This is a genomic window from Microbacterium sp. CFBP9034 (genome assembly GCF_034045255.1).
In the GTDB taxonomy this organism is placed as follows: Bacteria; Actinomycetota; Actinomycetes; order Actinomycetales; family Microbacteriaceae; genus Microbacterium.
On sequence record NZ_JAXCWC010000001.1, the window covers coordinates 1,653,256 to 1,670,853 of the forward strand.

The following is a 17,598-nucleotide window of genomic DNA, read 5'->3' on the forward strand; positions in this document are numbered from 1 at the left end:
GCATGCCCGAGCGCGAATACTCCGGGATTTCGCCCAGCGCGGACTCGGCGGCCGCCCAGATCCACGCGCCTAGGATGGAACGGTGACCACGACCGCTGCGCCGACCCCGGCCACACCCTCCCGCTCTCGCCGGATCATCGCGATCTCCCTCGCGATCATCGCCGCCCTCGTGGTGGCCTTCTTCGCGTTCGCGAACCTCTACGCCGACTTCCTCTGGTACGACCAGCTCGGATTCGACTCCGTGCTCCTCACGCAGTGGTTCGCACGCGTCGTGATGTTCGTGATCGGATTCCTCGGCATGGCGGTGCCGGTGTGGCTCGCCATCCAGCTCGCATATCGGCTCCGGCCGGTGTACGCGCGGCTCAGCTCGCAGCTCGACCGGTACCAGGAGGTCGTCGAGCCCCTGCGCCGGCTCGCGATGTGGGGCATCCCGGTGTTCTTCGGCTTCTTCGCCGGCTTCGCCGCCTCGGCGCAGTGGGAGACGACGTGGCTGTGGCTGAACGGCGTCGCCACGACGACCACCGACCCGGAGTTCGGCCTCGACACCGGGTTCTACCTCTTCGCGATGCCCTTCTACAGCACGCTGGTCGGCTTCGTGTCGGCCGTGCTGCTGGTGTGCCTGCTCGTGACGGCCCTGGTCTCGTACCTCTACGGCTCGGTGCGGATCGGCCAGCGCGAGCTGCGCATCTCCAAGTCCGCCCGCATCCAGCTCGCGGTGATCGCCGGCCTGTACCTGCTCGTGCAGGCGGCGAGCCTGTGGCTCGACCGGTACAAGACGCTCGTCGAGCCCGGTGACCGCATCACCGGCCCCGGCTACACCGGCGTCAACGCGATCATCCCCGGGCAGACGATCCTCGCCTTCGCGGCACTCGTGGTGGCCGTCCTCTTCTTCATCACCGCGATCATCGGCCGCTGGCGCTATCCCCTCATCGCCACCGCCCTCCTGGTCGTCTCGGCGATCGTGCTCGGCGTCGGCTACCCGTGGGTCGTCAACACCTTCCAGGTGCAGCCGAACCGCTTCTCGCTCGAGGAGCCCTACTACCAGCGCAACGTCGACATGACCCATGAGGCCTACGGCGTCGACGGCCTCGAGAAGCAGGACTTCCAGGCCGCGACCGACGCCGAGGCCGGGCAGCTGCGCGAGGATGCGGCCACCACGGCGCAGATCCGCATCATGGACCCGGCGATCATCTCGCCGACGGTCCGCCAGCTCGAGCAGTACCGCGGGTACTACCAGTTCCAGGACCCGCTGGACGTCGACCGCTACGAGATCGACGGCGTCTCGCAGGACACCGTCGTCTCGGTGCGTGAGCTGGATCTCTCCGAGCTCGGCGCGGCGGGCGACTGGCAGAACACCGCGGTCGTGTACACCCACGGCTACGGACTCGTCGCCGCGAAGGGCAACGACCGCACGGGCGACGGCGACCCCGTCTTCCTCGAGCGCGGCATCCCGGCGGCCGGCTTCCTGTCGGACGAGGAGAACTTCCAGCCCCGCGTGTACTTCGGCGAGTCCTCGCCGACGTACTCGATCGTCGGCGCTCCCGAGGGGGCCGAGCCGGTGGAGCTCGACTACCCGACCGGCGGCGAGGGTGGCAGCGAGAAGAAGACGACGTTCGAGGGCGACGGCGGGCCGAGCCTCGGCAGCGTCTTCAACCGCCTCATCTTCGCGCTCAAGTTCCAGGCCGAGCAGATCCTGTTCTCGGACTACGTGAACGAGGACTCGCAGATCCTGTACGACCGCAACCCCCTGCAGCGCGTGCAGAAGGCGGCGCCGTACCTGACGCTCGACAGCGACCCCTACCCGAGCGTCGTGGACGGCCGCGTGGTGTGGATCATCGACGGCTACACGCTCAGCGCCAACTACCCCTACTCCTCCACCGTGAGCCTCGCCTCGGCGATCTCCGACTCGAGCAACCCGGCGCCGCGCTTCGCGCTCGACGACATCAACTACATCCGCAACTCGGTCAAGGCGACGGTCGACGCGTACGACGGCTCGGTCACGCTCTACGCCTGGGACGAGGAGGACCCGGTGCTGCAGACGTGGCAGAAGGTCTACCCGTCCACGCTCAAGCCGATCAGCGAGATGTCCGGCGAGCTCATGTCGCACGTCCGCTACCCGACCGACCTGTTCAAGGTGCAGCGCACCGTCCTCGGCGTCTACCACGTCGACGACGCCCGCTCGTTCTACCAGAGCGACAACCGCTGGCAGACGCCGAACGACCCGCAGGCCGACTCGCAGCTGCAGCCGCCGTACTACCTGACCATGCAGATGCCCGGACAGGAGTCGCCGACCTACTCGATGTTCACGTCGTTCATCCCGTCCTCGACCGGCGGCAACGCCCGCAACGTGCTGATGGGCTATCTCGCCGTCGACTCCAACGCCGGCAGCGACGCGGGCAAGAAGAACTCCGACTACGGCAAGCTGCGGATGCTGGAGATCGACGCCGAGACGACGGTGCCCGGTCCCGGCCAGGTGCAGAACACGTTCGACGCCGATCCGTTCGTGTCGTCCCAGATCAACCTCCTCAAGCAGGGGCAGTCCGAGGTGCTCAACGGCAACCTGCTGACGCTCCCCGTGGGCGGCGGCCTGCTGTACGTGCAGCCGGTGTTCGTGCAGTCGTCCGGAGCGACGAGCTTCCCGGCCCTGCAGAAGGTGCTCGTCTCGTTCGGCAACGACATCGCGTTCGAGGACACCCTGAACGAGGCTCTGGACGCCCTGTTCGGCGGCGACTCGGGTGCGAACGCGGGTGATGACGACGTCGACCCCACGCCGGGTCCGACGCCGTCGCCGTCGCCCACCGACCCGGAGCAGCCGGAGGTCCCCTCCGACGAGTACCAGGCGGCTCTCGAAGACGCTCAGCAGGCGATGCTCGATCGGGATGCCGCGCTCCAGGCCGGCGACCTGACGAAGTTCGCCGAGGCCGATGAGCGGCTGACGGCCGCCGTCGAGAAGCTCATCGCGCTCGGCATCCAGGAGTAAGCACGGACGACGAAGGGCCGGTCCTCTCGGGGACCGGCCCTTCGGCGTCCGTCAGGCGGTGATCGTCCAGTACCAGATCAGGAGGAGCGTCACCAGGAAGCCCGAGAGCTGGTTGAGCCACAGGAAGCGCCGCCAGCCGCGGGTCGCGTCGGCGGCGGTCTCGTCCGTGACACGGCGGAAGGGCCACACCGTCACCAGGTACGGGATGGCGACGAGGGCGGCCAGGGGCCCCGGCCAGGTCGTCGCCAGCATGACGAGCCCGGAGGCCGCGTAGCAGGCGAGAGCGAACCGCACGGTCCAGCGCGCACCCCGCGCGGTGGCGATGCTGGAGATGCCGGCGGCACGGTCGGCCACGACATCCTGAACGGCTCCGAACGCGTGCGAGGCGACGCCCCACAGCCCGAACGCGACGATGACCGCGACGAGCTGCCACGTCCATGCGGCGCCCGCCAGCACGAGGCCGTACACGGCGGGCGAGAAGAAGTGGATGCTGCTCGTGACGGAGTCCGCGAACGGCACCTCCTTCAGCCGCAGCGGCGGAGCGCTGTAGAAGACGACGAAGAACAGGCTGGCGGCGAGCACGGCCCACGACGCCGGCGAACCGACGATCGCGAGGTACACGACGAACGGCAGGCATGACAGCGCCGCCGCCCACAGTGTGATGCGGTGCAGCCGGCGGTCGAGGACGGCGCCGTGAGCCCCGCCCTTGCGAGGGTTGCGAAGGTCGGATTCGTAGTCGAAGACGTCGTTGATGCCGTACATCGCGAGGTTGTACGGGACGAGGAAGAACAGCGTGCCGATCACGAGGGTCGCGTCGATCTCGCGGGTGGTGAGCAGGTACGCGGCGGCGAAGGGATACGCCGTGTTGATCCAGCTGACGGGTCGGGAGGCGACGAACAGCTGGCGGGCGACCGTGGCCGGCCGCAGCGGCGGCGCGTCGGTCATGATGCCGCCTCGACGGGCCGCCGGCCCGCGGGCAGCAGGCTGAACACCGCGGGGACCAGGAAGGCGGCGCAGACCGCGTAGGAGAAGTCCTCGATCGGGGCCAGGCCGACCCGGATCCCGCTCAGATGCTCGGCGGGGTACGTGAACAGCCCGGCTGCGATCATGACGTTGTCGAAGACGGCGGTGAGCAGGACGAGCACGAGGGCCGCGACGGCGGACGCCGCCATCCGTCGTCCGAAGTGAGGTCGGCGGAGCGTCGTCAGGGTCACCAGTACCGTGATCGCGGCGAAGGGCAGGACGATGAGGGCGTAGGTCACGCGCCCTCCCGCGCGCTCGTCCGCGGGCTCGCGGCATCCGTCCCCGCCCGCCGTGACAGCGCGCGCCGAGCACCCGCCCACAGCACGAGGGCGAGGTAGCAGAGGAAAGCGAGGAAGAAGGGCTCCTCCAGGGGCAGCTCGGGCGCCAGATCGATGCCCAGGAGCAGGACGCTGTCGCCCTTCACGAAGACGCCGGTGGCGATGCCCACGGCGTCCCAGAGCAGGAAGAACGCCGTCCCGATGCCCACCGCTGCCGCGGTGCGCCCCGGCGAGTCCCAGGCGGCGAGACGGAAGCGCCGGTCGAGCAGCGCCACACCGGCCGCCGAGACGATGATCGCGGCGAGGTACAGTCCGGGCACGTCACACCCTCGCGGGCTCGGCGATCGGACCGGGGGAGCGGTCGCCGCGCAGGCGCTTGACGACGAGCTCGGCCGAGATGAGGCACATCGGCAGGCCGATGCCCGGAAGGGCGGATCCCCCCGCGTACGCGAGCCCGTCGACCTTGCGGGACGCGTTGCGCGGGCGGAACATCGCACTCTGCCCCAGCGTGTGGGCGAGGCCCAGGGCGTTGCCGCGCCAGGCGTTGAGATCGGCGGCGAAGTCACCCGGCGCGATCGTGCGCCGCACGACGACGCGTTCGGCGAGGTCGGGAATGCCGCACCACGACGACAGCTGCGCGATCACGCGGTCCGCGGCGATCTCGATCGAGGTGTCGCCGTCGCCGTCGACGCCCCCGCGTCCGAGCGCCGGATCGGCGGGCACGGGGACCAGGACGAAGAGGTTCTCGTGCCCGTCCGGCGCGACGGTGGCGTCGGTGGCACTCGGACGGCACACGTACAGCGACGCGGGAGTGGGGATGCGCGGGCGGGCGCCGAAGATGTCGTCGAAGTTGGTGCGCCAGTCCTCGGTGAACAGCAGCGTGTGGTGCGCCAGCTCGGGGAGCGAGCCCTTGACACCGAGAAGGACCAGCAGCGCTCCGGGGCTCGGCTCCTTCTTCGCCCACCACGACTCCGGATAGCTCTGCAGCTCCGGCGCGACGAGCGCGGTCTCGGTGTGGTGGAGGTCGGCGGTGGACACGACGAGATCAGCCGCGATGCGTCGGCCGTCGGCGAGCGTCACGCCGGTGGCGGTGGCCCCTTCGGTGTCGATGCCGACGACGCGGGCTCCGGTCTCGATGACGGCGCCCGATGCCGTGGCCAGCCGTTCGATCGCCCGGATGATCTCGGTGAACCCGCCGCGGGGATAGAGCACGCCCTCGTCGAGGTCGAGGTGGCTCATCAGATGGTAGAGGCTGGGCACGCCGTAAGGCGATCCGCCGAGGAACACCGCAGGGTAGCCGAGGATCTGACGCAGCCGGGGGTCGCCGAAGCGCCGCTCGACGTGGGAGGCGAGGCTGCGCGTGAGCAGCGGTGCGAGCTGCGGCACCCGCCGGAGGAGTGCGGGGTCGCGCAGTCCCGCCGTCGTCTCGTAGGTGTCGTAGAGGAAGCGCGTCACGGCGAGCTCGTACGCGTCGCCGGCCGAGTCGAGGTAGGCGGACAGCTTGGCGCCCGCACCGGGCTCGACGCTCTCGAAGAGCGCGGTGGCGGCGTCCCGGCCGGATCGCACGTCGAGGGGCGCGAGGCCCGAGCGCGGGTCAGAGTACACGCGGTACGCGGGATCGAGCGGCACGAGGTCGAGCTCGCGTTCGGCGGTCGTGCCGAGCAGTCGGAAGAAGTGGTCGAACACCTCGGGCATGAGGTACCAGCTCGGCCCGGTGTCGAAGCGGAAGCCGTCCTGGTCCCATGTCCCCGCCCGGCCGCCGAGCTCGTCGCGCGACTCGAGCACCGTGACCGACCAGCCCTCGGTGCCCAGGAGCGCCGCGGTGGCGAGGCCGGCGATGCCGCCGCCGACGACGATCGCCCGTCCGGGCGTGCGCGGGGTCGCGGCGCTCATGCGCGCACATCCCGCGGAGAGAAGCCGAGCCACGCGCGGGCGGCGAGACGCGCCTTCACGGCGTCGGGAACGCGCACCCGCTCGGTCGAGCCGGGAGACGCCCGCAGCCGCCGTGAGAGCTCGGCGAACAGGTCGTGCGCGGCGGTCACCGCGCGTCGGCAGTCTGCCGGGAGCTGCGGCACGACGGCGGCCGCCGCGGCCAGGTCGGCGTCGATGCGGTCGAGCACGGCGTCACGGGTCACGGCGCCCGAGCCTAGCCCGAGATAGTCGCGCCCGAGCGCCGACGCGTCGTGCTCGAGGTCGCGGAGGAAGTTGACGTCCTGGAACGCCGCCCCCAGCCGACGGGCGCCGTCGACGAGCTCGGGCGAGGGCGTGAGCGGATGCGGCGCCCCCGCGTTCACGAAGACCTGGAGGCACATGAGGCCGACCACTTCCGCCGAGCCGAAGACGTACTCGTCGTGGGATGAGTCGTCGTGGCGGGTCGTGGACAGGTCGGTGCGCATCGACGTGAAGAAGGGGCGGACCAGCGCCTCGCCGATGCCGCACTCGCGGGCGGTGCGGGCGAACGCGTGGACGACGAGGTTGGCGCTGAACCCCCGCTCGACGGCGGCCAGGGTGTCGGCCTCGAGGTCGTCCAGCACGCGGCCGGCAGCCTCGGGGGACAGCCCGGCGGCCGCGGCAGGGCCGTCGACGATCTCATCCGCCACCCGCACGAGGGCGTACACGTTGCGCACGTGGGGTCGGGGTCTCGGTCCCAGCAGCCGGCAGGCCAGGTTGAACGAGGTGGAATAGCGCGCGATGACGGTGGCCGCGGCATCCTGCGCCGTCCTGTCGTAGAGATCGAGGCCGGTCGGCTCCTCGCGACGGGATCGCCGGCTCACGGGATGCGCCTCTCCAGGCCGTCCGAGATGTCGCGCAGCAGCCGTCCGGCCGCCGGCGTGAGCGACGGCTCGAGCGACGCCGTGCGGACCTCGTCGAGCGTCTGGTCGATGAAGCGGCGCAGCCGCACCGGCGCCCCGCTCTCGTGCAGCGCGACCTGGGCCTCGCGCACGGCGATCGGGCCCGTGTGCGCCATGCCGAGCGCCTCGTTCACGCGGGCCCACGACGGCGTCTGCTGGGCCAGGGCGACCAGCGGCGTGCGCTTGGACTCGCGCAGGTCGCCGCCGCTCTCGCGGCCCGCCTGCTCGGACGAGCCGAACGCCCCGATGAGGTCGTCGATCAGCTGGAACGCGAGCCCCAGGCGTCCGCCGGCGAACTCCAGCACCCGCATCGCCTCGTCGGGAGCCGCGGCCAAGACCGCGCCGGCCTGCAGCGGGGCGCGGAACGAGTACACGGCCGTCTTGTTGAACGCCGCGTCGAGGGCGTCCTCCGCGGTCGCCCGGCCCGCGACGACGCTGTTCTCCACATCGGCGAGCTCGCCCGCCGCCGAGACGTAGACGGCGTCGTCGACGAGGGCGTAGAGCCGTTCACGCGCCACCGGATCGACGTCGGCGAAGGCCACGAGACGGAGGGCCTCGTGGAGCAGGAGGTCTCCCGCGAGGATTCCGGCGGCATCGCCGAGCAGCGCGGATCCCGCGGCGTCCGCGCCCTGAGCCCTGGCGCGCTCGCGGAATTCGCCGGCGACGTTCGGGATGCCCCGGCGCTCGGTGTCGTGATCGATCACGTCGTCGTGGACGACGAAGGCCGTGTGGAGGAGCTCGAAGGCCGCCGCGACGGGATAGAGACCGGGCGTCGAGGTGGCGTCGCCGCCGAACGACTCGAACGAGGCGGCGACGAGTGCCGGCCGGAACCGCTTTCCGCCGCGCGTGGCGCGCGCCAGCGCGTCGGCCAGGGCCCCGAATCCCTGCCCGAGCTCGCCCGCACGCGACACGACGCGAGCGACCGAGGTGTCGATCGCCGCGTCGATGCCGGCGTGCACGGGAAGGACGATCACGATGCCCGTCGGCGTTGCGAGACGACGTCGAACATGTGCAGCTGCTCGGCCTGCAGGACGAGCCAGGGGCTGAAGGCCCAGGGCGTGGTCTGCAGCGAGGCCGCGAGCTCGCCGGGATCGACCCACCGGGCATCGACGACCTCGAGCGGATTGAGCACCGGCTCGTCCACGGTGAACGCGGTGTACACCGGGCACACCTCGTGCTCCACGATGCCGTTCGCGTCGACGGCACGGTAGCGGAAGAGGGGGAGGGCCAGCTCGACCTCGGTCAGCGCGAGGCCGAGCTCGAACTCGGCGCGGCGGTGCAGTGCCGTGATCACGGGCTCGGCCGGCTTGGGGTGCCCGCAGAACGAGTTGCTCCACACGCCGGGCCACGTCTTCTTGTCGAGGGCGCGGCGCGTGACGAGGACCTGTCCGTGCTCATTGACCACGTGGCACGAGAAAGCGAGGTGCAGCGCGGTGTCCAGACCGTGGACGCTGCTCTTCGGGGCGGTGCCGATCGCGCGACCCTCATCGTCGAGGAGGACCACGTGGTCTGCGTCAGTCATCTGAGATCCTCTCATTTTGCTAGTTTAGCTAGCGATATCGGTTTTCCGATGATACAAGGGGACAGAGGGAGTGTCCACAATGCACCAGCCATGGTCGCCGCAGACGCCGCACGACGAGGCCGTCCTGCAGGTGCTGCAAGCCGTGCGTGCTTTCAGCGACACCATGGACCGCATGCACGGTGGCATGAAGGGCGACATGGAGATGAACGCCTCCGACCTCTCCGCTCTGCGCATGCTGATCATGCGCGAGCAGCGGGGCCAGACAGTCAGCCCGCACGACGTGGCCGAGCACCTGCAGATCTCCACCGCATCCACGACGAAGCTGCTCGACCGCCTCACGAGGTCGGGCCACGTCGAGAGGCGCCCGCACCCCAGCGACGGCAGGGCGCGCATCATCGTGCTGACCGACGAGTCGCGGCGCTCCTTCTTCCGACACTTCGGCGAGCGGCTGCAGTCCATGCGCGGCGTCGCGGTGCGCTACACCGACGCCGAACTCCGCGTGATCACGCGGTTTCTGAGTGAGCTCGGAGACGTGCTCGACGGGCATTGACGCAAAGAAGAAGGGCCCCCCTGACGGGAGGCCCTTCTTCGTTTCTGTTGCGGGGACAGGATTTGAACCTGCGACCTCTGGGTTATGAGCCCAGCGAGCTACCGAGCTGCTCCACCCCGCGGCACGAGAACTTAGCCTAGCACGCATTCTGAGGGGTCGCGACGCGAGGCCGCCTTCCTTGCCGCGCACGCCCTCGCCGGGCGAGGATGAGTGCATGTCGACCGCCCGCGAGACTCATTCACAGGAAGATCGCCAGGACGATCGCGACGACGGTCGCGACGAGACTCCGACGGAACGCGCCGACCGCAACTGGATCGAGGTGCTGCAGGAACTGCGCGTGCTGCAGACGGGCACTCAGATTCTGACGGGCTTCCTGCTCGCGCTGGCCTTCCAGCCGGCGTTCGCCGACCTCACGGACGGGCAGCGCACGATCTACCTGAGTCTCGTGGTCATCTCGGCCCTCAGCGCCATCATCGCCCTGGCGCCGGTGTCACTGCACCGCGTGCTCTTCCAGCAGCGGGCGAAGGCCGAGGTGGTCGCGTACGGCCACGTCGCGCTCATCACTGCTCTCTTCACCGTCTCGGTCCTGGTCGTCGGGGTCGTGGCGTTCGTCTTCGACGTGGTCGTCGGAGACGCGGCGGCGTGGTGGGCGCTGTGGTCGCTCACCGCGCTGATCATCGTGCTGTGGCTCATCGTGCCGGCGATCATCCGCGTCCGGGCGCGCGGCAAGGACCAGAGATGACGACCGCCGACGCCTTCGGCATCGCGGTCGCCCAGTTCGCCCCGACGGCCGACACCGCGGCGAACCTCGACGTCATCGCGCAGCTCACGGCGGCGGCATCCGCCCGCGGCGCGCGGCTCGTCGTCTTCCCGGAGTACTCGAGCTACTTCGTCGACCCCTTCGACTCCTCGCTGCCCGAGCACGCCCAGCCCGTCGACGGACCGTTCGTCGCGGCCCTCGTGGAGCTCGCGGGCCGGCACGGGGTGCACATCGTGGCGGGACTGCTCGAGCGGGCCGCCGACGAGCGCCGCGTGCGCAACACCGTCGTGGCCGTCGACGACTCCGGGCTTCTCGCGAGCTATCGCAAGCTCCACCTCTACGACGCGTTCGGGCAGCGCGAGTCGGACTGGGTCGAGCCCGGCGAGATCTCGGAGCCGGAGACGTTCGAACTCGGCGGCCTGAGGTTCGGCCTCATGACGTGCTACGACCTGCGATTCCCCGAGGTCGGGCGCGTGCTCGCCGATGCCGGGGCGGAGGTGTTCGTCGTGCCGGCGGAGTGGGTGCGCGGACCGCTCAAGGAGCACCACTGGCGCACGCTCGTGCACGCGCGCGCGATCGAGAACACCGTGTTCATCGCGGCCGCCGACCATCCGCCGCCGCTCGGCGTCGGGAACTCGATGATCGTCGATCCGCAGGGCGTCGAGCTCGCGGCCGTCGGCACGGCGACCGACGTCGCCGTCGCGCACCTCGATCCGGCGGCGGTGGAACGCGTGCGGCGCGTCAATCCCTCGCTGCGGCTGCGGCGCTTCGGCGTGGTTCCCCGCACCTCCTGAGCCGCGCCGCGGTCAGTGGGCGTCGGCGAGCCGGGATGCCGCCTCCCGGAGCACATCGACCCGCTTGCAGGCCGCGAACCGCACGAGCGTGGCGTACTCGCTCCGCCGCTCGGCGGTCGTGAACGCTGTGAGCGGGATCGCCACGACCCCGGCACGCCCGGGGAGCTCGCGACAGAAGGCCGCGGCATCCGTCGCCCCCAGAGCCCGGGCGTCGGCGACCGTGAAGTACGAGCCGGCGGGCACGGACACCTCGAAGCCCGCGGCGCGGAGGCCGGTGCCCAGAAGGTCGCGCTTCGCGCGCAGCGCGTCGGCGACGCCGAGGAAGAAGCCGTCGCCCAGGCGCAGACCCGTCGCGATCGCCGGCTGGAACGCGCTGCCGTTCACGTACGTCAGGAACTGCTTGACGGCGAGGACGGCCGAGACGAGCTCCGCGGGCCCGGTCACCCAGCCGATCTTCCAGCCCGTGGTCGAGAACGTCTTTCCGCCGGACGAGATCGTCAGCGTGCGCTCGGCGGCGCCGGGAAGCGTGGCGATGGGCACGTGCGGCTCGTCGAACGTCAGGTGCTCGTAGACCTCGTCGGTCACGATGATCGCGTCGTGGCGGTCCGCCAGACGCACCACCTCCTCGCGCACCTCCGAGGTGAACACCGCGCCGGTCGGGTTGTGCGGATCGTTCACGAGGATCACCCGGGTGCGGTCGCCGACGGCGCGGGCCAGCTCCTCGAGGTCGGGCTGGAAGTCGGGCCAGCGCAGTGGCACCGTCACGAGCCGGGCACCCGCGAGGGCCACGACGGCGGCGTAGGAGTCGTAAAAGGGCTCGAAGACGACGACCTCGTCATCCGGTCCGTCGATGAGCGCCAGGAGCGTCGCGGCGAGGGCCTCCGTCGCCCCGGCGGTCACGAGCACCTCGCGGGCCGGATCGAGGCGGACGCCGTAGAAGCGCTCCTGGTGCTCCGCAACAGCCGAGAGGAGGTCCGGGATGCCGCGCCCCGGCGGGTACTGGTTCGCCCCGCGCGCGATCGCCTCGCGTGCCGCCTCGAGGACCTCTGGCGGTCCGTCCTCGTCGGGAAAGCCCTGCCCGAGATTGATCGCGCCGGTTTCGGCCGCCAGGGCCGACATCTCGGCGAAGATGGTGGGGTGGATCGACCCGTCGGAACCGACGAGTCCGGCACCCGCCGCCGTGCGGTGCCATGCTCCGGGGATCTGTCGCATCGGACTCACGGTACTCGCCCTCCTCAGGTGCATTGCATAGACGAGTCCCATGGTTGGCATAAGAAACGCACAGCATCGGTGGGCAATGTGGTGAGTGTTCGGCAGAAGGAGCAATCATGAGCGACATCCAGGGCACCGGCCCGGCAGACAGCATTCCCACGGACGCGACCGCAGCGGGCACGCCCGATGTCGCGCCCCCGACCGCGGAGCAGGCTCCCGCCGCCCCGCAGACCGCCCCCGCGGCCACGCCGGCAGCGGCCCCGCCGGCGCCGACCACCCCCGCGTGGCAGGCCGCACAGCCGCAGGCGCCCTCCCAGCCGACGCCCCCCGCCGGCTACCCGGCCCACCAGCAGGCGTATGCGCGTCCGCAGGGCTATGCCGGCCAGCCGGCCGCGTACCCCCAGTCCTACGCGGGCCAGCCGCAGGGAGCCGCCTTCGGCGTGCGCCCCGGCGACACCCAGACGACCACCCCGCTCGGCCAGGCCCCTGCGACGGGCGCCACGCGGACCGCGTCGAAGAAGTCCGGCACCGGCAAGGTCGTCGGCCTCATCGTGGCCGCCGCGATCGTCAGCGGTGCGGCCGGCCTCGGCGGCGCCTACGCCGGCGTCAACCTGTTCTCCCCGGTGGGCACCGTGCCCGCGGCCGGTCCCGCGACCGTCACGGTCAACGACACCGAGTCCGTGAACCAGACGACCGCCATCGCCGCCAAGGTCCTCCCGAGCGTCGTCACGATCGAGGCGACGAGCTCCAGCGGCAGCGGCACCGGCTCCGGCGCCGTGCTCACCGAGGACGGCTACGTCGTCACGAACACGCACGTGGTGACCCTCGACGGCGCAGCCGGCGATGCGGCCATCCGCGTCACCACCTCGGACGGCCGCGTGTTCGACGCCGAGGTCGTGGGCACCGACCCCACGTACGACCTCGCGGTCATCAAGCTGCAGGATGCGACCGACCTCACCCCGATCGAGTTCGCGGACTCGTCCGAGCTGAACGTCGGCGACGCGACGATCGCGGTGGGCGCACCGCTCGGTCTCGCCAACACCGTGACCACGGGAATCGTGAGCGCGCTCAACCGTTCGATCGAGATCGCCTCGTCGGCCGCCCCCGACTCGGGTGACGCGGACTCGGGCGAAGGCGACCAGGGCGATCAGGGCGAGGGCGACACCCAGGCCCCGCCGTTCCTGTTCGACTACGGCCAGGAGCAGGCGCCCACGCAGGCCACCGAGTCGATCAAGATCGCGGTCATCCAGACCGACGCTGCGATCAACCCCGGCAACTCCGGCGGCGCGCTCGTCGACTCCGAGGGCCGGCTCATCGGCATCAACGTCGCCATCGCCACCGCGGGCGGGTCCTCGGGCCAGTCGGGCTCCATCGGCGTCGGCTTCTCGATCCCGAGCGACATCGTGCAGCGCATCACCGACGAGATCATCGCGGACGGCGCGGCGACCCACGGTCTGCTGGGTGCGAACGTGCTCTCGGCCGCGCTCGTCGAGGGCTCGACCATGACGGGCGCCTACATCGACGAGGCCGTCGACGGCGGCGCCGCCGCCGAAGCCGGGCTGCAGAAGGGCGACATCGTCACCGCCTTCAACGGCGTCCCGGTCACCGATTCCGTCGACCTGACGGCTCAGGTCCGCGCCGCGGCCGCAGGCAGCGAGGCGACGGTCACGTTCGTCCGCGACGGCGAGAGCCAGACGGTCGACGTCACCCTCGGAACGCTCGAGCCGTAGTCCTCGACCGGCTTCCCGGACGCCACCCCGCGATAGGCTCGCGGGGTGGCGTCCTTCTCATTCGGCGCGGGGAATGCGAGAAAGCTCGCGTCGATCCCGCTGTATGCAGCCGGGCGCATGCTGACGCTCCTCGTGCCCCGTACGCGCGACGAGTGGGTGTTCGGGTGCGGCGCCGGCATCGGCGACGGCGCACTGGCCCTGTGGCATGTGGCGGCGGCCGAGCATCCGCGATCCGTCTGGCTCGTGGGATCGCCCCGTGAGGCGACGGATGCCGCAGCCCTCGGCATCCCCACCGCGCACAAGTCGTCGCTCCGAGGCCTCTGGCGCACCGCACGCGCGAGCGTGATCGTCGTGACCCATGGATTCGGCGACGTGAATCGCTACGCCGTCTCCGGCGCATTCGTCGTGCAGCTGTGGCACGGGGTGCCGCTCAAGCGCATCGGGCTGGACTCGCCCGAGACGCTGCGGCTTCCGGGTCCGATCGCGCGCTCGGCTCTCGCGCCGCTGGCCCGCCGTCTGCTCGGTGCGATGTTCCGGGCGGCGACGCGGCGGATCAGGGTGCTGCCGGCGGCCTCGCACGCGATCCGCGCACGCCTCGAGTCGGCGTTCGCCCTTCCCGACACCAGTGTCCCCGTCACCGGCGAGCCGCGCGTCGACGTGCTGTCGCGGGGAACGCCCAGGACCCGGCGCTCGACGGCCCGTGCCGGCATCGATCGTGCCTGCGGGCCGTTCGAGACGGACACGCGCCTCGTGCTCTACGCTCCCACCTGGCGCGATGGCGCCGCCGATCCCGCGGTCCCGTCCGCGGACGAGTGGAAGGAGCTGCACGATCTCCTGGTGCGCCACGACGCCGCCCTCCTCGTGCGCTCCCACCCGCTCGGAGCCGGAGACTACCGGCCCCCGTTCGCGACGGACCGGGTGCGCGCGCTCGGGAGCGACACGGTCGCCGACGTCACACCGATGCTGCCGGCCGTGGATGTGCTCGTCACGGACTACTCCTCCCTCGTGTTCGATGCCGCGCTCGTACCCCTTCCCGTCGTGTTCCTCGCTCCCGATGTGGCCGATTACGCCCGGCGCCGCGGGTTCTACGGGCGCTATGCGGACGTCGCAGGCGACGACCCGGCACCGGACTGGGCGACCGCGATCGGCCAGCTCGACGCCGTGCTCGGCGACCGGGACGAGCGGGATCGTCGCATCGAGCGCGCGCGGGAGCTGAGCGCCCACGTCCACGCCTACGACGACGGCGGCAATGCCGCGAGGGTGTACCGTGCGATCCTGGCCGGATCGACAGCCGAGGACAGACCGACGAAGGGATCACGATGACCGACGCGCGCTTCACGACCGACGGAGGCGCGGCACTCGTGCTCTCCGGCGAGGGGCCGCGCCCGGCATCCGTCGAACTGGTCGGTCCGCGAGCGCGTGTGAGCGCGGCCCCGAGCGGTCGGGGCAAGACGTGGAAGGCGGTGCTGCCGCTGCGGGCCGCGCGCTGGGGCGGCCCCGATCTGCCGCTCCCCGCCGGCTCGTACGAGGTCCGCGTGCTCGCCGCCGAGGGGAGCGCGGCCGAGATACCCGGTGCCCTCCCTCTCACTCAGCTCGGCACGCTGCGCGCGCAGCTCGAAGGCTGGTCGCTGCGGATCGGGCCGCCGGTGGACCCGGCGTACGACTCCGGCGAAGGACAGGACGCCCTGGAGCGCCGCTACGCCCATCGTCGCGCCCGGCTCGAGAACGCGGTCTTCTTCGAGAGCTTCTACGGACGGAACGCCAGCTGCAATCCCCTCGCGATCGACCGCGAGCTCGCGCGGCGCGCCCCAGGCGTCACCCGCTACTGGAGCGTGGTCGACCTCTCCGTCGCTGTCCCCGACGGCGCCGTGCCCGTGGTCGAGGGCAGCCCCGAGTGGTGGCGCGCTCGCGGCTCGGCGAGGCTGCTGGTCGTCAACGACTGGCTGCGCCGGCGATTCTCGCGCCGCGCCGGGCAGACCGTGCTGCAGACCTGGCACGGGACGCCGCTCAAGCGCCTCGCGCTGCACCGGCCGGGCTTCGACCCGCGGCGCATGGCGGCCGTGGTGCGCGAGTCCCGGCGCTGGAACGTGCTGCTCGCCCAGAACCCGTACGCCGCGCGCATCCTCGGCAAGGCCTACGCCTTCCTCTCGCGCCCGATCTGGGTCGAGGGCTACCCGCGCAACGACGTGCTCGTCTCGGGAGACGGGGCGGGCACCCGCGCCGCGCTCGGCATCCGCCCCGGTGAGCGGGTGCTGCTGTACGCCCCGACCTGGCGCGACGATCGCGACGAGATCGTGGACTTCGTCGATCCGGCCGAGCTGGCCGCCGCGGCCGACGCCGTGGTGCTCGTGCGCGGCCACTCCCGCACGCTGCAGCCGGGGAGGGATGCCGAGGGGCCGAGGGTCATCGACGTCACGGGGTTCCCCGACACGTCGCTGCTGCTCCTCGCGGCGGACGCGCTGATCACCGACTACTCGTCCGTCATGTTCGACTTCTCGGTCACGGGGAAGCCGATGTACTTCCTCGTGCCGGACATCGAGCACTATCGCGGCCAGCTGCGGGGCTTCTACTTCGATCTGTCGGAGTATGCGCCGGGGCCCGTTGTGCGCACGCAGGACGAGCTGGTCGCCGCGCTCGCGGCCGGCGGCGATGCGCATGCGGCGCGCTACGAGCAGTGGCGCGCGAAGTTCAACGCCCGCGACGACGGACACGCGGCCGAACGCGTGGTGTCGAGGATCCTCGACCAGGGGCTCATCGACGCCGACTGACTCGCCGGACCTCAGGGGAGCGGAGTGTTGCGGCTTCCCAGCCTCGACGTGTCGACGGTGTCGTGCGCGCCGCGCAGCACCCCGATGAGGAACCCGTAGCCCCACGACAGGTGCATCGTCGGCAGGACGGCCATCGTCCACACCTTGTCGCGCCAGCCGCGGCCCCCGCCCCGGCCGAGGCCGACGCCGATGATGACGAGGGCATAGGCCGCAATGGGCAGGTAGACGACGGATGCCGCGACCGCCCACCCTCCGTCGAGAACTCCGGTCGCCTGGAGCACCCCGACGACGAGCGCAACGAAGATGTTCGCCACCAGCAGCGGCGGCGCGAAGAAGCGCAGCGAGTTGCCCCGCCCGAAGCGCCGCACGAGCTCACCGCGCCAGCGCCCCGTGGCGGAGAACTGCCGCACCAGTCGTGACCAGCTCTCACGGGGCCAGTAGGTGACGGAGAGGGTGGGATCGAACCAGACCCGGTACCCGGCACGGCGGATGCGCAGGTTCAGCTCCCAGTCCTCGCCCCGGCGGATCGACTCGTCGAACAGGCCGACCTCGTCGAGGACGGCGCGTCTCATCACGCCCAGATACGCCGACTCGGCTTCGCCCTCCTGGGTGCCGCCGTGGTACGCGCCGCCTCCGAGGCCGATGGGGGAGTTGTAGGCCCGCGCCACCGCCCGCTGGAACGGCGTGCGACCGTCGGCGCGCATGACGCCCCCGACGTTGGCCGCCCGCGCCCGCTCGAGCGTGGCGAGGGCCAGCCTCGTGTAGCCGGGCTCCAGCTCGGAGTGCGCGTCCACCCGCACGATGGTGGGATAGCGGCCTGCGGTGATCGCCAGATTGAGTCCGACGGGGATGTCGGCGGCGGGGTTGTCGATCAGCACGATGCGGTCGTCGGCGGCGGCGAGCTCGCGCGCGAGCTCGGTGGTGCCGTCGGTGGACGGCGCCAGCGCGAGGATCAGCTCCACCGGGCCTGCGACGTCCTGGGCGAGCACCGTCTCGACCGCGCGGCGGAGGTAGTCGTGCTCGTTGAGGACGGGCATCACGAAGGTCACACCCGCGTGGGGAGGGACCTCCGGAGCGTCCCTGCGCCCGCGCTGCTCGACCTGCACGCGTCGATCATGTCATGGGTCGC

16 protein-coding genes and 1 tRNA gene are annotated in these 17,598 nt (G+C 71.3%); 7 read left to right on the forward strand and 10 right to left on the reverse strand.

Annotation, left to right across the window (positions count from 1 at the left end; translation table 11 throughout):
- Positions 1 to 82: 82 nt before the first annotated feature.
- Positions 83 to 2,980: a UPF0182 family membrane protein gene (locus SOM19_RS07440; RefSeq protein WP_320485901.1), complete on the forward strand. Its 2,898-nt coding sequence runs from the start codon at positions 83 to 85 to the stop codon at positions 2,978 to 2,980.
- A 51-nt stretch (positions 2,981 to 3,031) separates the two neighbouring features.
- Here the strand turns inward: SOM19_RS07440 and SOM19_RS07445 are convergent, their stop codons facing one another.
- From SOM19_RS07445 to idi, 7 genes are read right to left on the reverse strand one after another with little or no spacing between them, the layout of a single operon-like run.
- Complete coding sequence (locus tag SOM19_RS07445; RefSeq protein ID WP_320485902.1) at positions 3,032 to 3,925, reverse strand: prenyltransferase; 894 nt, start codon at positions 3,923 to 3,925, stop codon at positions 3,032 to 3,034.
- Positions 3,922 to 4,242 carry a lycopene cyclase domain-containing protein gene (locus SOM19_RS07450; protein WP_320485903.1) on the reverse strand — a complete coding sequence of 107 codons (321 nt, stop codon included), beginning with the start codon at positions 4,240 to 4,242 and terminating at the stop codon, positions 3,922 to 3,924. The genes SOM19_RS07445 and SOM19_RS07450 overlap by 4 nt, the downstream gene beginning before the upstream one ends.
- Positions 4,239 to 4,601: a lycopene cyclase domain-containing protein gene (locus SOM19_RS07455; RefSeq protein ID WP_320485904.1), complete on the reverse strand. Its 363-nt coding sequence runs from the start codon at positions 4,599 to 4,601 to the stop codon at positions 4,239 to 4,241. Before SOM19_RS07455 ends, SOM19_RS07450 begins: the two co-directional genes overlap by 4 nt.
- Position 4,602: 1 nt before the next feature.
- Entirely contained in the window at positions 4,603 to 6,174 is a 1,572-nt protein-coding gene (crtI, locus tag SOM19_RS07460; protein ID WP_320485905.1) for a phytoene desaturase family protein, read from the reverse strand.
- Entirely contained in the window at positions 6,171 to 7,055 is an 885-nt protein-coding gene (locus tag SOM19_RS07465) for a phytoene/squalene synthase family protein (RefSeq protein WP_320485906.1), read from the reverse strand. The genes crtI and SOM19_RS07465 overlap by 4 nt, the downstream gene beginning before the upstream one ends.
- On the reverse strand, positions 7,052 to 8,107 hold the full coding sequence (locus tag SOM19_RS07470; protein ID WP_320485907.1) for a polyprenyl synthetase family protein: 1,056 nt from the start codon (positions 8,105 to 8,107) through the stop codon (positions 7,052 to 7,054). The genes SOM19_RS07465 and SOM19_RS07470 overlap by 4 nt, the downstream gene beginning before the upstream one ends.
- Positions 8,104 to 8,655 carry an isopentenyl-diphosphate Delta-isomerase gene (gene idi, locus SOM19_RS07475; protein ID WP_320485908.1) on the reverse strand — a complete coding sequence of 184 codons (552 nt, stop codon included), beginning with the start codon at positions 8,653 to 8,655 and terminating at the stop codon, positions 8,104 to 8,106. The genes SOM19_RS07470 and idi overlap by 4 nt, the downstream gene beginning before the upstream one ends.
- Before the next feature lie 79 nt (positions 8,656 to 8,734).
- Here idi and SOM19_RS07480 point away from each other — a divergent pair, with 79 nt between their 5' ends.
- Complete coding sequence (locus tag SOM19_RS07480) at positions 8,735 to 9,205, forward strand: MarR family winged helix-turn-helix transcriptional regulator (RefSeq protein WP_320485909.1); 471 nt, start codon at positions 8,735 to 8,737, stop codon at positions 9,203 to 9,205.
- A gap of 47 nt (positions 9,206 to 9,252) precedes the next feature.
- Here the strand turns inward: SOM19_RS07480 and SOM19_RS07485 are convergent.
- Positions 9,253 to 9,326, reverse strand: a tRNA-Met gene (locus SOM19_RS07485).
- A gap of 93 nt (positions 9,327 to 9,419) precedes the next feature.
- Between SOM19_RS07485 and SOM19_RS07490 the strand changes: the two genes are divergently transcribed.
- Positions 9,420 to 9,947, forward strand: coding sequence for a DUF6328 family protein (locus tag SOM19_RS07490; RefSeq protein ID WP_320485910.1), 528 nt, complete (start codon positions 9,420 to 9,422; stop codon positions 9,945 to 9,947).
- A complete protein-coding gene (locus tag SOM19_RS07495) occupies positions 9,944 to 10,759 on the forward strand; it encodes a carbon-nitrogen hydrolase family protein (RefSeq protein WP_320485911.1) in 816 nt (271 codons plus the stop codon). Before SOM19_RS07490 ends, SOM19_RS07495 begins: the two co-directional genes overlap by 4 nt.
- A 12-nt stretch (positions 10,760 to 10,771) precedes the next feature.
- Here SOM19_RS07495 and SOM19_RS07500 read toward each other — a convergent pair whose 3' ends face one another.
- Entirely contained in the window at positions 10,772 to 11,971 is a 1,200-nt protein-coding gene (locus tag SOM19_RS07500) for an aminotransferase class I/II-fold pyridoxal phosphate-dependent enzyme (protein ID WP_320485912.1), read from the reverse strand.
- A gap of 116 nt (positions 11,972 to 12,087) precedes the next feature.
- Here SOM19_RS07500 and SOM19_RS07505 point away from each other — a divergent pair, with 116 nt between their 5' ends.
- From SOM19_RS07505 to SOM19_RS07515, 3 genes are read left to right on the forward strand one after another with little or no spacing between them, the layout of a single operon-like run.
- Positions 12,088 to 13,701, forward strand: a complete 1,614-nt coding sequence (locus tag SOM19_RS07505) for a S1C family serine protease (protein ID WP_320485913.1) — start codon at positions 12,088 to 12,090, stop codon at positions 13,699 to 13,701.
- A 45-nt stretch (positions 13,702 to 13,746) separates the two neighbouring features.
- On the forward strand, positions 13,747 to 15,024 hold the full coding sequence (locus SOM19_RS07510) for a CDP-glycerol glycerophosphotransferase family protein (protein WP_320485914.1): 1,278 nt from the start codon (positions 13,747 to 13,749) through the stop codon (positions 15,022 to 15,024).
- Positions 15,021 to 16,469: a CDP-glycerol glycerophosphotransferase family protein gene (locus SOM19_RS07515; protein WP_320485915.1), complete on the forward strand. Its 1,449-nt coding sequence runs from the start codon at positions 15,021 to 15,023 to the stop codon at positions 16,467 to 16,469. The genes SOM19_RS07510 and SOM19_RS07515 overlap by 4 nt, the downstream gene beginning before the upstream one ends.
- An 11-nt stretch (positions 16,470 to 16,480) precedes the next feature.
- On the opposite strand, the gene SOM19_RS07520 is transcribed toward SOM19_RS07515, so the two are convergent.
- Positions 16,481 to 17,506: a glycosyltransferase family 2 protein gene (locus SOM19_RS07520; RefSeq protein ID WP_320486689.1), complete on the reverse strand. Its 1,026-nt coding sequence runs from the start codon at positions 17,504 to 17,506 to the stop codon at positions 16,481 to 16,483.
- Positions 17,507 to 17,598: the final 92 nt, after the last annotated feature.